Genomic DNA, 13,735 nt, shown 5'->3' with positions numbered 1-13,735 from the left:
ATACTGCAAAAAGTTAAAATAAGATTACTAAGATGATCTTATTTGCTACATTTCAAGCTCATTTCTCTGACGGTAGTGATGGTCATGCTGCAAGTTTCTGATAAGGAAATAGAAAGCCGCCTGCGCCTGGATAACCCCTGGTGGCAGGCCGGGGGCGGGATCGAGCCGGATTACCGGGGTTTTCCCCGGCGCGCCTATATGGGGGATTTTTCCGATCTGGTGCGCGAGGAGGTGAACCGGGCGGTGGTCTTGCTGGGGCCGCGCCGGGTGGGCAAGACCATTCTCGTGTACCACGCCATCCAGGACTTCATGGACCGGCATGGCGTCAGTGGCCGGGACATCCTGTACGTGTCGCTGGAGACGCCGATCTACACCGGGCTGTCCCTGGAAAGCCTGGTCAGCCGGTTTCAGCGTTTGTTCCAGCGACCGGAAGGGACTCGCCTGTTCGTGTTCTTCGACGAAATCCAGTATCTGAAGGGCTGGGAGGTGCACCTGAAATCCCTGGTGGATTCGTATCGGGGCATCCGCTTCGTGGTCACGGGTTCGGCGGCGGCGGCATTGAAGACGAAGAGCGCGGAATCCGGCGCGGGGCGCTTCACGGAGTTTGTGCTGCCGCCCCTTACGTTCGCGGAATATCTGCGCTTTATCGGCCGGGAGGAGGCGCTGGTGCGGGAGGCCGTGGCGGAAGCCGAGGATGAAAGCAATGCGCCACGCTATGCCACCGACGACGTGCATGGCCTGAACGAGGCCTTCATCGACTACCTGAATTTCGGCGGGTATCCCGAGGCGGTGTTCTCGGAGGCGGTGCGCCAGAACCCGCGCCGGTACATCAAGAGCGACATCATCGACAAGGTGCTGCTGCGGGATCTGCCCATCCTGTACGGCATTTCGGATATCCAGGAACTCAACAGCCTGTTCAACACCCTGGCCTACAACACCGGGCAGGAGCTGAGCATCGAGGATTTGTCCCAGACGTCCCATGTGGCGAAGAACACGCTGGTGAAGTATCTGGAATATCTGGAGGCGGCCTTCCTGATCCGGCGCATGCGCCGGGTGGACCAGGATGCGGCCCACTTCAAGCGGGCGACGACCTTCAAGGTGTATCTGACCAACCCGACCATGCGCGCGGCCTTGTTCGGGCCGGTGGACGAGCACCATGAGGCGGTGGGCTATCTGGTGGAATCGGCCGTGTTCAGCCAATGGCTGCACAACGCGGCCTTCGTGGATTCCCTGTATTACTCGCGCTGGCGCAGCGGCGAGGTGGATTTGGTGAGCCTGGACGCCCAACAACGGCCCCGGTTCGCGGTGGAGGTGAAGTGGTCCGACCGGCCGTTTGACGATCCCAAGACCATCAAAGGGCTGCTGGAATTCGCCAAGCGGCACAAGCTGGGGCGCACGCCCCTGGTGACCACCCTGTCGAAAAGCGGGGTGAAGGAGATGATGGGCGTGACGGTGGAGTTCATGCCCAACAGCCTGCATTGCTATACCGTCGCCAAGAACACGCTGGAACGGCGCCGGGGGCGATAAGTGGATGAACATTCGCGGGTGACCTGAGTCCTGGCTTACCCCTAACCCGGCTACCATTGCGGCCATGCTCCCCAACCTGCAAAGCGCCCTCGGCATCCTGGCCTTCGTCGGCCTGGCCTGGGCCTTGAGCGAGAACCGGGCGCGCTTTCCCACACGCATCGTGCTGGCGGGTCTGGCACTGCAATTGGCGCTGACCGTGGCGCTGCTGAAGCTGCCCCTGTTCAAGGGGGTGTTCCTGGCCATGAACCAGGCACTGGGGGCCTTGGAGCAGGCCACCCAGGCGGGCACCAGCTTCGTGTTCGGCTATCTGGGGGGCGGGGCAGCGCCCTTTGAGGTGAGCGATCCGGCTTCGTCCTTTGTGCTGGCCTTCCGGGCCCTGCCCCTGGTGCTGGTGGTGAGCGCCCTGTCTTCCCTACTGTTCCATTGGCGGGTGCTGCCCCTGATCGTGCGGGGCGTGTCCCATCTGCTGCGCAAGTCCCTGGGCATCGGGGGGGCGGTTGGCCTGTCGGCGGCGGCGGACATCTTTGTCGGCATGGTGGAAGCGCCCCTGTTCGTGCGGCCCTACCTGGCGGCCATGAGCCGGGGGGAGCTGTTCTCGGTGATGACCTGCGGCATGGCCACCGTGGCGGGCACGGTGATGGCCCTGTACGCGGGCTTCCTGGCCCCCGTGGTGCCGGACGCCATGGGCCACATCCTCGCCGCCTCCCTGGTGAGCACGCCGGGGGCCTTGCTCATCGCCGCCCTGATGGTGCCGGCGGGGGAGGCGTCCACCGGCGGGGAGTTGAAGGCCCCGGAGACCGCCCGCTCCAGCATGGAGGCCATCACCCAGGGCACCCTGGCGGGGGTGTCGCTGCTGATCAACATCGTCGCCATGCTGCTGGTGTTCGTGGCCCTGGTGAGCCTCACCAACCTGCTGCTGGGACTGCTGCCGGATGTGCTGGGCGAGCCCCTTTCATTGCAGCGGGTGCTGGGCTGGCTGATGGCGCCGGTGGTGTGGCTCATGGGCATTCCCTGGGCCGAGGCCACCACGGCGGGCACCCTCATGGGCACCAAGACCGTGCTGAACGAGCTCATCGCCTACCTGGACATGGCCCGCCTGCCCGCCGAGGCCCTGAGCCCCCGCAGCGACCTGATCATGACCTATGCCCTGTGCGGCTTCGCCAACTTGGGCAGCCTGGGCATCCTCATCGGCGGCCTGGCCACCATGGTGCCGGAGCGCCGCGCCGACATCGTCTCCCTGGGGCCCAAGGCCGTGCTCTCCGGCACCCTGGCCACCCTGCTCACCGGGGCGGTGGTGGGGTTGCTGACGGCTTGATTCGGGGAGATGTGCTGCTGTGCCAGGCTCCGGAGGGCGGGCCGGCGCTGGATGTGCGGCGGGAGCGGGAGTCGGTTCGTGATCTCTCCAACGGCTACCGGGTGAACGCACTGCGCGGCACCCGGCGCCGCGCTTTGAGGGGCGACCCTCATCAACCGCCGCAATCCCTGATCCGCCAGGTCTGATCTGTCATGCAGGGGCCCCACAATGGGGGCCATGAGCTTGCGATCCGTCCGTACCCTGGAGTTCTCCGCCCTGTTCATCGGCTTGCCCTTGCTGCTGGGCTGGCAGGGGGAGGCCATGCGCCGCTGGCTGATTCCCCAGATCCTGCTGGTGGCGGCGGTCATGCTGGTGGTGCTGTGGCGCGATCCGGCCTTCGACCGGCGCCAGTTGCGGGCCCTGCCCCGGCATTGGCGCCCCTGCCTGACGCGCATCGCCCTGCTGTTGGTCCTGGGGGGTGCGGGGGTGCTGGCCCTGGCGGTGCAGTTTCCCCAGGTGGATGCCTTCGCCTTCCCCCGGGAGCGGCCCGGGCTGTGGCTGCTGGTGCTGCTGATGTATCCCCTGGTGTCGGCCACGGCCCAGGAACTGGTGTTCCGCGTCTTCCTGTTCCATCGTTACCGGGATCTGATTCCTGATCCAAACGCGATGATGCTGGCGAGTGCGGGGGTGTTCGGGCTGGCCCATGCGCAGTTGGGCAATGCCGTGGCCCCCCTGCTGTCTTGCGTGGGAGGGCTGCTGTTCGCCTACACTTTCCATAAGACCCGTTCCCTGCCGCTGGTGGCCCTGGAGCACGGCCTTTGGGGCGACTGGCTGTTTACCCTGGGTCTGGGCGTCTATTTTTACGGCGGGCATCTTTGATTCGTTGCAAGCGTTGAGGAGCATTCGTCATGACTATTTCCATGTACCAGGCCTCGGTGCCGGTGTTCGTCCGCGGCCTGAACAACCTGGCCGGCATCCTGGAGAAGGCCGCGGCCCACTGCGAGGCGCGCAAGATCGATCCCCAGGTTATGACCCAGTACCGGCTGTATCCGGACATGTTCAATTTCGCCAAGCAGGTGGCGGTGGCCTGCGACCATGCCCGCAACGGGGCGGCCCGGCTGACGGGCACGGACGCCCCCACCGAGGCCCATACCGAACAGTCCTTTCCCGAGCTGATCGCGCGGGTGCGGCGCAGCATCGCCTATCTGGAAACCTTCAGGCCGGAGCAGATCGACGGTTCCGAGGCGCGGGAGGTGGTGGTGAAGCGGGGCGAGACGGTGAACACCTATCCCGGCCGGGACTACCTGCTGCAGCGGGCCTTGCCCAACTTCTTCTTCCATATCACCACGGCCTACGACATCCTGCGCCACAACGGCGTGGAACTGGTCAAGCGGGATTACATCGGCTGAGAGGCCGCGCAACCAGGGGGAAGGGACATGGCGGACAAGGGTAGGCACGCGGTCAAACTGGTGCTGGGCGACAGCAAGGCCGCCCGTCTGGCGGCGGCCCGCCAACTGGCGATGGAGGCCGGGACGAAGCTGGGCCATATCGACCTGAAGCGGGTGGTGGGCAAGTACATCGGCGAGACGGAGAAGAACCTGGCGCAGGTGTTCGACCGGGCCCAGGCCCGGGGCTGGATCCTCTTCTTCGACGAGGCGGACGCCCTGTTTGGCAAGCGCGCCGGGGTGAAGGACAGCCATGACCGCTACGCCAACCTGGAAGTGGGCTACCTGCTGTCGCGCCTGGAGTCTTTCGGCGGCCTGGTGCTGCTGGCCAGCAATCGCCGCGACAACCTGGACACGGCCTTCCTGCGTCGGCTGAGGGTGGCGGCCAGATAGGTCGGGGGGGCCTGGGCCCTGCTTCCGGCCGCGTGGTTGGTAGAATCCGGCCACCCCATCCACCTTCCCCGGCATGAAACGCATCACCACCCAGAACTGGCTTGAGCCCGACGCGACCGGGCCGGCGGCCGGCATGGAGGCCCGCGCCTGGCGCGATACCTTCCTGTCCATCCGCCTGGACAGGAAGGTGCCCGGGGAAGTGGCGGCCCAGTTCGAGACGGCCCGGGCCAGCATGATGTACGGTCTGTTCTTCGCCCCCCTGGTGGCCCTGGGGGTGGAGCAGTGCTACTGGGTGCTGGAGGCGGGCCTGCGGGCCCGCTGCGCCCAGCTGGATCTGCCCGTGTCGGTGCAGGACCGGCAGGGCAGGGACCATGCCCTGTCCTTCCATCACAACCTGCGCCAGCTCCTGGAGAAGGGCCTGGTCTCCGAAGAGGACGCCCTGCTGTGGAAGCAGGCTGGCGAATTGAAGGCCTGGCTGGCGCTGCCCAGGCATGGGGAAGTCGTGGCCCGGGACCATGCGCTGACGGCCCTGACCCGGGCCGCCACCCTGCTGAATGCCCTGTTCGCCTGATCAGCGCGTCTCCACTGCCCCTTATTTCCCCTTGTCGGGCACGAACCTCAGCACGTTGCCGTTGATGCAGTAGCGCTTGCCGGTGGGGGGCGGGCCGTCGTCGAACACGTGGCCCAGGTGGATGCCGGAACTGGCGCTGCGCACCTCCACCCGGCGCATGCCGTGGCTCTCGTCCTCGTGGAGACTGAGGGCGCCCGGCACCGGGTTGAAGAAGCTGGGCCAGCCGGTGCCGCTCTCGAACTTGGTGTCGCTGCGGAACAGGGCGGCGCCGGTGATGGGGTCCACGAAGGTGCCGGGCCGCTTCTCGTCCAGGTGGGAGCCGGTGAAGGCCATCTCCGTGCCCTGCTCAAAGGCGATGCGCTGCTGGTCCGGGGTGAGCAGGCGGAATCCCAGCCACTTCCAGAAGCGCTGCATGTCGCCGTTGTAGCCCGTGTAGCGGGACACTTCCTTGCCCTCCTCGAACAGCACGATGGTGGGGGTGGCGAACAGGGCCTTCTCCAGCTTCCAGCCCGTGGGCGGGTTGGGGTTCAGGGTGCGCGTCACGGGCACCTCCGCCTGCCAGCGGTCCAGGATCTCGGCCTTGAACTGCTTGCAGAAGGCGCAGTCCTCGGCTTCGAACACCACCAGCTGCCGCCCCTGGGCAAAAGCCTGGCCGTCCAGGCGGGGGGCGGGCGGGGCCGAGGTGGCGGCGGATTTCGAGCCGGGGAACTTCACCCCCGTGCCGCCCAGGCCGCAATAGCCGTTGGGGTTCTTCACCAGATAGTCCTGGTGGTATTCCTCGGCGGTGAAGTAGCCCTTGAGGGGCGCGATCTCGGTGGTGATGGCGCCGAAACCGGCCTTGGCCAGGGCCGACTGGTAGGTGTCCCGGGTCTTCAGGGCCACCTCCTGCTGGGCGGGGTTGTGGGTATAGATGGCGCTGCGGTAGTTGCTGCCCACGTCGTTGCCCTGGCGGTCTCCCTGGGTGGGATCGTGGCTTTCCCAGAAGCCCATGAGCACGGTCTCCAGGGTGGTGCGGGCAGGGTCGAAGGTGACCTTCACCACTTCGGCGTGGTTGCGCTTGTCGCTTTTGCCCCGGCGCAGGGCCCGCTCCTGGTCCAGCACGGCCTCGTAGCTGCCCGCCACCTCGCCGTTGGCGTAGCCGCTTTCCACGTCCACCACGCCGGGCAGGGCGGACATGCGCTTTTCCGCGCCCCAGAAGCAGCCCATGCCCAGGACGATGTGGTCCAGCTGGGCATGGGCATCATCCATGGCTGGCTTGGCGACGGGCTGGGCCTGGGCGGCGGGTTCCTTGGCGCAGGCCCCCACCAGGAAGCTGAGGCCCAGGGTGACGAGGAGGGTGTTGAGGGTTCTGGATGTGGGCATGGCGGGCGGGCTCCAGTTGGGTTGGGGTGGTCGGGTCGCATGGATGGAGTGGCCATCATCCCGACAAATTCCCGCCTCTTGGCCTTAAATGCCAGTGTTAAACGAAATGTTATGGATGCCTGGGGTGATGGAAGGTGTCGCCCCGGGGGTGGAATCCGCGTCACGCCCGGGCTTCAATCTCCGGCAAGGAAAACGGGCGGGGAGGTGTGGGCTCCCCGCCCGTCCACCGGATGCCGCAAGCCTGATCAGGCGGCCTTGCGATGCTCAACCGGATGGAAAAAATCCCCTTCCAGGGCACGGCCCACGACCATGGCTTCGGTGACTTCTACAAGCTTGCCCGACTTCACGTCGTAGATATATCCGTAGATGGGGATGTCCTTGGGCACCAGGGGGTGGTTGCGGATGCGTTCCACGTCTTCCACCACGCTGGCCTTCAGGTCCTTGATGGTGAGCCAGTCGATGGTCTTGCCCGCCTCGGAGCCGGGACCAGGGCCCACGTCGCTCCAGCCGTTGGCGTCGATCTTCGCGGTCTTCAGGCTGCTGGCCAGCAGGGTGCCCATGATCTGGTTGGTGAAGGTCTCCATGCCGCAGTCGGTATGGTGCACCACGAACCATTCCCGGGTGCCCAGCAGCTTGTAGGAGATGACCAGGGAGCGGATGGCGTCGTCGCTGGCCCGCCCGCCGGCGTTGCGGATGACGTGGGCGTCACCCTCGGCCAGGCCGGCGAACTTGGCCGGGTCCAGGCGGGCGTCCATGCAGGTGAGTATGGCAAAGCGGCGGGCCGGCGGCATGGCCAGTTGGCCCTTGTCGCCGAAGTTGCCGGCATAGGCGGCATTGGCGTTCATGACTTCGTTGAAGACTTTACTCATGTTGTCCTCCTCCGTTGCTTGGGAGCGGCCGACGGGACCCCGTCGGCCTGCGGTTTAGAGGCCATCTGGAGAGGACATGTTCCGCCTATGTGGCCGTTTTCCGGCGAACGGCAGCGTACTGGTATGAAGCTTTGCAGGGTTTTAATGGAGGTCTGGCGGATAATCCGGGCCGTTCCATGTTCCGTTATGCACAGCATGTCCCAGACCCACTCCAAACCCTGTCCCTTCTGCGTCCTGGACCCGGCCCGCATCCTGGCCGAGGACGAACTCACCGTGGTTTACAAGGACGGTTTCCCCGTCTCCCCCGGCCATACGGTGATCATTCCCCGGCGTCATTTCCCCACCCTGTTCGAGGCCACCGAGGCAGAGCAGATGGCCCTCCTGAAGGCCCTGGGGGAATGCAAGCGCATCCTGGACGAGCGCCACGGCCCGGACGGCTACAACATCGGCATCAACCACGGCGCCGCCGGCGGCCAGAGCGTGCCCCACCTGCATATCCACGTCATACCCCGCTACAAGGGCGACCGGGAAGACCCCAAGGGCGGCATACGCTGGGTGTTGCCGGACAAGGCCAGGTATTGGGCCTGAGGGACGCGGCATGAAGTTCTCCATGCTGCCTATCGGCGCTCGCTTTGAATTCGAGGGCAAGGTGTATGTGAAGACTGGCCCCGTCGCGGCCTCGACGGAGGGGGGCGGCCAGCGCATGATTCCCCGCTACGCGGTGCTGCGCCCCCTGGATGGCTCCGCCCCCGTGGCGGCCCCCCGGTCCCCCCGCATCCTGGACCAGGCGGCGGTGCTGGCGGCCTTCGAGCCCTTCTACCGGGCGTGCGGGCGTGCGCTGGATGAGGCGGTGGAGGATGACGGCAGGTTAGACGCGGCACGCCGCGAATTGTCCGCGGCGCGGCAGCGGTTCCTGGCGGCCATGGGCAACGATGATGAGAATGGCAACCCGGCCGGTGCCCAAACCGGCATGCAAACCGGTGCCCAGGAGGACTGAGGATATGAATAAGCTGTGCTTTTGCCTGATGCTGGCCCTGGCCTGGCCGGCCGCCGCCGGGGCCACCTACAAGGGTATGGACGGCATGACCCTGATGCGCACATGCCAGAGCGCGGACAAGGCGAGGGCCTTGGCGGCCATGTGCCGCAACTACCTCAACGGTTACCTGGACGCTACTTACCAGTTCAAGGCGCAGCCGGGCTTCTGCCTGGAGGGAGGCGACAGGGACCACTTGCCCATGAGCCTGGCACTCTGGTTGGCGCGTCATGCGGACAAGCAGAAGCTGCCCGCGGCCCAGGCACTGGAACTGGCCCTGAGGGAGCTTTACCCCTGCAAGGGCGGGAAGTGAGCCTGCGGTGATCGAAGGGGTCCGGGAGACCCTGCCCGTCCTCCACCGGGACGAATGGCTCGTCGTCGTGCACAAGCCCGCCGGGCTGCTGGTGCACCGTACCGACCTGGACCGCCACGAGACCCGTTTCGCCCTGCAGATCCTGCGGGATCAGATCGGCCAGCCCGTGTGGCCGGTACATCGCCTGGACAAGGGCACCTCCGGGCTCCTGCTTTTCGCCCTGGACAAGGCCACGGGGCGGGCCATGGGGGCCCTGTTCGAGGCGGGGGAGATGGCCAAGCGCTACCTGGCCGTGGTCCGGGGCCATCCTCCGGAATCCGGCGAGATCGACCATCCCCTGGCGCCCATGGCGGACGAGCATGCGGGCTTGGCCGCCCGTGGTGGACCCCAGCCAGCCGTCACCCGCTTTCGGCGCCTGGCTACCGTGGAATTGCCCCATCGGGTGGACCGCTACCCCACCAGCCGCTACGCCTTGGTGGAACTGACGCCACTCACCGGCCGCTGGCACCAGTTGCGCCGCCACATGAAACACCTCTCCCATCCCCTCATCGGCGATGCCACCCATGGCAAGGGTCGGCACAACCGGCTTTTTCGGGACCTATTCGGCAGCGACCGCCTGCTGCTGGCGGCGGTGGAACTGGCATTCCGGCACCCGGTGACGGGACAAGACCTGGTCCTCAAGGCGCCGCCAGCAGCGGATTTCACCATGGTGCTGCAGATGCTGGGCTGGGAAAGCGCGGTGGAGTAGCCCGGGGCCACCTCCGGGCTACGGTGTCGGGACCGGTTAGAATGCGCGCCCCACCGTTGTTCACCTTTCCGTCCATGAACGAAGCCGACGAACTCCTGCGCGCCAAGCTCAACGCCGAGACCGGCAGGCTGGCCTGGAAGGAACTGGAGCGCCATTTCGCCCGGGGGGTGGTGGTGCTGGTGGCTGCGGAACTGGATCTGGTGGACGTGGCCTTCCATGTCTCCAGGGACGATAAGGCGACCGTGGCGGATTGGATGGACCGGGGCCTGCTCCGGCGGGCCGCCACGGAGGACGCCATGGTCTGGCATGAACGGCAAACGATTTTCTGGGCCGTGGTGGCCGCTCCCTGGGTCCTGATCCAGGAAATCGACGCCTTGGACAACTAGACTTTTTTCACCCTTCACCCTTCACCCTTCACCGAGCTCCCATGGCCCTCAAGGCAACCATTTTCAAGGCGGATCTCCAGATCGCCGACATGGACCGCAACTACTATGCGGACCACAGCCTCACCCTGGCCCGGCATCCCTCCGAGACGGACGAGCGCATGATGGTGCGCCTGCTGGCTTTCACCCTGTTCGCCCAGGAGGGACTGGGCTTCGGCAAGGGGCTGTGCGTGGATGATGAGCCGGACCTGTGGCGCAAGGACCTCACTGGCGCCATCGATCTCTGGATCGACGTGGGTCTGCCGGACGAGAAATGGACCCGCAAGGCCTGCGGCCGATCAGAAAAGGTGGTGATCGTGAGCTACGGCAGTCGCTCCGCTGACGTATGGTGGGAACTGAACCGGGACAAGCTTGGACGGCTGGAGAACCTGGCAGTGTACCGGGTGCCCTACGAGGCCACCCAGGCCCTGGCGGGCATGGCGGAGCGCACCATGCGCCTGCAGTGCACCGTGCAGGAGGGGCAGGTGTGGATCACCGATGGCCAGGAAACCGCGCACATCGAACCTCTCTCCCTGCAAGCCTTCAAGGACGCTTATGCAAGTCGTTGATTTTCATCTGCGGGGCGAGTTTGTCGCCCTGTGTGACCTGCTCAAGCTGGCCGGTGTGGCCGACAGCGGCGGCCAGGGCAAGGCCCTGGTGGCCGGAGGCGAAGTGACGGTGGATGGCCAGCGGGAAGATCGCAAGACCGCGAAAATCCGCGCCGGCCAGGTGGTGGCGTGCCGGGGCGTGAGGGTCAGCGTTGTGGCAGGCTGACCCCAGCCTGCACCCGGGCTGCATCCAACGCTCAGCGGATGATGATGGGCGGCAGGTCAAGAATCACGGAGCCGCCCCGGGGATAGCGGTAGTAGGGACCGTAGTAGTAGCGGTGCTCGTACACCACCGGCGGAGGTGAGTAGTAGTAGGCGTTTCGCCAGTAGCCTGGATGGTGGTGGTGAGGACGCCAGCCTTCGTGCCAGCCGCGGTCGTGCCGCCGGTCGTCCCAGCGATGTTCGTGGCGTCCGCCATCGCGCCAGCCGTCCCGGTCGCCACGGCCGTCGGCTTGGGCCTGGGCGCCCATGCCCAGGGCAGTTACGCTGAGAAGGGCGGCTAACAGGGTTTTCATGGTCGCTTTCATGTCTTGCTCCTTTACTCGGTTCGGATGCTTTCCAGCCATCCTTGAGTCCATGCTAGGCAGGCAGGGCAGGCGCAGGGGTTTCGACAGGTTACGGTTTGTAACAGCGCTAGGCGTACCATTACGCCTACAAGGATTTGTTCTGTCTGGAGCCTCCCATGACCCACCCTCTCGCCGGTAAACCCGCCCCCGCCGACAGCCTCATGGACACCGCTGCCCTGCTGGCGGCCTATGCCGATATCCCGGATGCGAATGTCTCCACCCAGCGGGTGGCCTTCGGTACCAGCGGCCACCGGGGCAGCGCGTTCAACAGGAGCTTCAACGAAGCCCACATCCGGGCCATCACCCAGGCGGTTTGCGAATACCGCGCCGCCCAGGGCGTCACCGGCCCCCTGTTCCTGGGCAAGGACACCCATGCGCTGTCGGCCCCCGCCCAGCGCTCGGCCCTGGAGGTGCTGGCCGCCAACGGCGTGGAGGTGCGACTCCAGGCTGAGGACGGCTACACGCCCACGCCGGTCATCTCCCGGGCCATCCTGGCCTTCAACAAGGAGAACTGCGCCGATGGGCCCGGCACCGGCTGCCAGGCGGACGGCATCGTCATAACGCCCTCCCACAACCCGCCCCCGGATGGCGGCATCAAGTACAACCCGCCCCACGGCGGCCCCGCCGACACGGACGCCACGGGCTGGATCGAGCAGCGGGCCAACGCCCTCATGGCGGACGGCAACCGGGACGTGCGCCGGGTGCCCTACGAGCAGGCCCTGGAAGCGCCCACCACCTTCCAGGAGGATTTCGTCGCCCCCTACGTGGCCGACCTGGGTGAGGTCATCGACATGGAGGCCATCCGCGACGCCGGCCTGAAAATGGGCGTGGACCCCATGGGCGGGGCCGCGGTGGCCTACTGGCAGCCCATCGCCGAGAAATACGGCCTGAACATCGAGGTGGTGAACCCCAGGGTGGACCCCACCTTCGGATTCATGACCCTGGACCATGACGGCAAGATCCGCATGGACTGCTCCAGCCCCTACGCCATGGCCAGCCTGGTGAATCTCAAGGACCAGTACGACATCGCCTGGGGCAACGACGCCGACGTGGACCGCCACGGCATCGTCACCCCCTCCATGGGCCTCATGAACCCCAACCATTTCCTGGCGGTGGCCATCCACTACCTGCTCACCCATCGCCCTGAGTGGAAGCGGGACGTGGCGGTGGGCAAGACCCTGGTGAGCTCCGGACTCATCGACCGGGTGGTCACCGGCCTGGGCCGCACGTTCATCGAGGTGCCCGTGGGCTTCAAGTGGTTCAGCCCTGGCCTGCTGGAAGGCACCTTGTGCTTCGGCGGCGAGGAGAGCGCCGGCGCCAGCTTCCTGCGCCGGGACGGCACCGTATGGACCACGGACAAGGACGGCATCATCCTGGCCCTGCTGGCGGCGGAGATCACCGCCGTCACCGGCCAGGACCCGGGCCGCTACTATCAGAACCTGGCCGCGCAATACGGCACGCCCTACTACCTGCGCATCGATGCCGCCTGCACCCCGGAACAGAAGGCCGCCTTCAAGACCCTGACGGGGGACAAGGTGGCCGCCCCTTCCCTGGCCGGAGAGGCCATCATCGGCCGCTTCACCCGGGCCCCCGGCAACGATGCCCCCATCGGCGGCCTCAAGGTCACCACGGCGAACGGCTGGTTCGCCGCCCGGCCCTCGGGCACCGAGGACATCTACAAGATCTACGCCGAGAGCTTCAAGAGCGCGGAGCACCTCCAGGCCATCGTCTCCGAGGCCAGGGAGATCGTGACGGCGGCGCTCAATGGCTGAGTTATCCGGACGCGCCGCCCCCATTGCCGCCTGGCCGTCCATGCATGAACGGGATTAGTGATGGATTTCAGTTTGAGTCAATTCTTCAAGTCGCTGCTCAAGCTGCGTCGTCCGGTCTTCAGGGCCAACAATACGGGTCGTATCGGGTCCCATGGTATCGCGTTGGGCTGTCCTCCCATTCCCTACGATCTGGCGGATGATTTCAAGCTGGGCAATGCAACCGTGGATCACCAGCATGAATTGATTTTTCATCTTGCCTTGAAGGCCAGTGGGCTTGCGAAGAATCCTGCGGAGAGGGAGAGGCTGCGCAGTACATTTCATGAGTTTGGCGATCTGTTGAAGATGCATTTCACTCAGGAGGAACAAGTCCTTTCGAGCCTGAAGCATCCCAAACTGGACCAGCATCGCGCCGAGCACCAGGCCATGCTGGGGGAACTGGAATCGATCCGTCGTCGCCTGGCGGGCAACGATGGGGATTGGGCATATCACGAGGAAGCCTTGTGCATGCTCAACTTCATGATGGGCGTGACGGTAGGCCACATGCTGGGCAGTGATCTGGACTGTGCCCTTGTTCCGCGGGCAGCCTAAAAAAAGACACGCTCCCCAGCAGCCTGTCGGGGTCTGAGCGACCGTAGCCCATTGAAGGGGATGACCTGGAAGGTCAACAGGGTGACGAATAATGCGCCGTCATCCCTGAGAAAGCCGGGGTCCAGACGAGCCATATCAAACAAATCAATGTTTTATGTATTCTGACTTGCGCCGGCATGACGGTTATTGACATGTTTTTTACATTTTTCAATGCCCTGTTAAGT

The 13,735-nt window shown here is 65.5% G+C and carries 19 protein-coding genes; 16 read left to right on the top strand and 3 right to left on the bottom strand.

Features of this window, described 5'->3' with window-relative positions; all coding sequences use genetic code 11:
- Positions 1 to 84 precede the first annotated feature (84 nt).
- The 7 genes from H6935_04940 to H6935_04910 all read left to right on the top strand — a co-directional run bounded on the left by H6935_04940 (position 85) and on the right by H6935_04910 (position 5,230).
- The gene (locus H6935_04940) at positions 85 to 1,527 is read left to right on the top strand and encodes an ATP-binding protein (protein MCP5277693.1); all 1,443 of its coding nucleotides are present in this window, start codon (positions 85 to 87) and stop codon (positions 1,525 to 1,527) included.
- A gap of 64 nt (positions 1,528 to 1,591) precedes the next feature.
- A complete protein-coding gene (locus tag H6935_04935) occupies positions 1,592 to 2,842 on the top strand; it encodes a nucleoside:proton symporter (protein ID MCP5277692.1) in 1,251 nt (416 codons plus the stop codon).
- On the top strand, positions 2,839 to 3,027 hold the full coding sequence (locus H6935_04930; GenBank protein ID MCP5277691.1) for a hypothetical protein: 189 nt from the start codon (positions 2,839 to 2,841) through the stop codon (positions 3,025 to 3,027). Before H6935_04935 ends, H6935_04930 begins: the two co-directional genes overlap by 4 nt.
- Positions 3,028 to 3,058: 31 nt before the next feature.
- A complete protein-coding gene (locus H6935_04925; protein ID MCP5277690.1) occupies positions 3,059 to 3,700 on the top strand; it encodes a CPBP family intramembrane metalloprotease in 642 nt (213 codons plus the stop codon).
- A gap of 29 nt (positions 3,701 to 3,729) precedes the next feature.
- Entirely contained in the window at positions 3,730 to 4,230 is a 501-nt protein-coding gene (locus H6935_04920) for a DUF1993 domain-containing protein (protein ID MCP5277689.1), read from the top strand.
- Between the two features lie 27 nt (positions 4,231 to 4,257).
- On the top strand, positions 4,258 to 4,659 hold the full coding sequence (locus H6935_04915; GenBank protein MCP5277688.1) for an ATP-binding protein: 402 nt from the start codon (positions 4,258 to 4,260) through the stop codon (positions 4,657 to 4,659).
- Positions 4,660 to 4,732: 73 nt separating this feature from the next.
- Positions 4,733 to 5,230, top strand: a complete 498-nt coding sequence (locus H6935_04910) for a hypothetical protein (GenBank protein MCP5277687.1) — start codon at positions 4,733 to 4,735, stop codon at positions 5,228 to 5,230.
- A gap of 21 nt (positions 5,231 to 5,251) precedes the next feature.
- On the opposite strand, the gene msrA is transcribed toward H6935_04910, so the two are convergent.
- A complete protein-coding gene (gene msrA / locus H6935_04905; protein MCP5277686.1) occupies positions 5,252 to 6,478 on the bottom strand; it encodes a peptide-methionine (S)-S-oxide reductase MsrA in 1,227 nt (408 codons plus the stop codon).
- A gap of 359 nt (positions 6,479 to 6,837) precedes the next feature.
- Positions 6,838 to 7,461 carry a carbonic anhydrase gene (locus tag H6935_04900; protein MCP5277685.1) on the bottom strand — a complete coding sequence of 208 codons (624 nt, stop codon included), beginning with the start codon at positions 7,459 to 7,461 and terminating at the stop codon, positions 6,838 to 6,840.
- A 195-nt stretch (positions 7,462 to 7,656) separates the two neighbouring features.
- On the opposite strand from H6935_04900, the gene H6935_04895 reads away from it, so the two are divergent.
- The 7 genes from H6935_04895 to H6935_04865 all read left to right on the top strand — a co-directional run bounded on the left by H6935_04895 (position 7,657) and on the right by H6935_04865 (position 10,751).
- Complete coding sequence (locus tag H6935_04895) at positions 7,657 to 8,049, top strand: HIT family protein (protein MCP5277684.1); 393 nt, start codon at positions 7,657 to 7,659, stop codon at positions 8,047 to 8,049.
- A gap of 10 nt (positions 8,050 to 8,059) precedes the next feature.
- Positions 8,060 to 8,458 (top strand): hypothetical protein, encoded by a 399-nt coding sequence (locus H6935_04890; protein MCP5277683.1) that lies wholly within the window; start codon positions 8,060 to 8,062, stop codon positions 8,456 to 8,458.
- A gap of 4 nt (positions 8,459 to 8,462) precedes the next feature.
- The gene (locus tag H6935_04885) at positions 8,463 to 8,807 is read left to right on the top strand and encodes a hypothetical protein (GenBank protein MCP5277682.1); all 345 of its coding nucleotides are present in this window, start codon (positions 8,463 to 8,465) and stop codon (positions 8,805 to 8,807) included.
- Positions 8,808 to 8,817: 10 nt separating this feature from the next.
- On the top strand, positions 8,818 to 9,555 hold the full coding sequence (locus tag H6935_04880; GenBank protein ID MCP5277681.1) for a pseudouridylate synthase: 738 nt from the start codon (positions 8,818 to 8,820) through the stop codon (positions 9,553 to 9,555).
- A gap of 74 nt (positions 9,556 to 9,629) precedes the next feature.
- Entirely contained in the window at positions 9,630 to 9,941 is a 312-nt protein-coding gene (locus tag H6935_04875; protein MCP5277680.1) for a DUF2288 domain-containing protein, read from the top strand.
- Positions 9,942 to 9,982: 41 nt separating this feature from the next.
- Positions 9,983 to 10,546 carry a YaeQ family protein gene (locus tag H6935_04870; GenBank protein MCP5277679.1) on the top strand — a complete coding sequence of 188 codons (564 nt, stop codon included), beginning with the start codon at positions 9,983 to 9,985 and terminating at the stop codon, positions 10,544 to 10,546.
- Positions 10,533 to 10,751: an RNA-binding S4 domain-containing protein gene (locus H6935_04865; GenBank protein MCP5277678.1), complete on the top strand. Its 219-nt coding sequence runs from the start codon at positions 10,533 to 10,535 to the stop codon at positions 10,749 to 10,751. The genes H6935_04870 and H6935_04865 overlap by 14 nt, the downstream gene beginning before the upstream one ends.
- 31 nt (positions 10,752 to 10,782) lie before the next feature.
- On the opposite strand, the gene H6935_04860 is transcribed toward H6935_04865, so the two are convergent.
- Positions 10,783 to 11,100, bottom strand: a complete 318-nt coding sequence (locus H6935_04860; GenBank protein ID MCP5277677.1) for a hypothetical protein — start codon at positions 11,098 to 11,100, stop codon at positions 10,783 to 10,785.
- A 167-nt stretch (positions 11,101 to 11,267) separates the two neighbouring features.
- Between H6935_04860 and H6935_04855 the strand changes: the two genes are divergently transcribed.
- On the top strand, positions 11,268 to 12,923 hold the full coding sequence (locus H6935_04855; GenBank protein MCP5277676.1) for an alpha-D-glucose phosphate-specific phosphoglucomutase: 1,656 nt from the start codon (positions 11,268 to 11,270) through the stop codon (positions 12,921 to 12,923).
- 60 nt (positions 12,924 to 12,983) lie between these two features.
- Positions 12,984 to 13,511, top strand: a complete 528-nt coding sequence (locus H6935_04850; GenBank protein ID MCP5277675.1) for a hemerythrin domain-containing protein — start codon at positions 12,984 to 12,986, stop codon at positions 13,509 to 13,511.
- Positions 13,512 to 13,735: the final 224 nt, after the last annotated feature.

It is taken from the genome of Thiobacillus sp. (genome assembly GCA_024235835.1).
GTDB lineage: Bacteria > Pseudomonadota > Gammaproteobacteria > Burkholderiales > Thiobacillaceae > PFJX01.
Note: the sequence above shows the minus strand (reverse complement) of the source record. Positions and strands in the feature narration are given on the sequence as shown.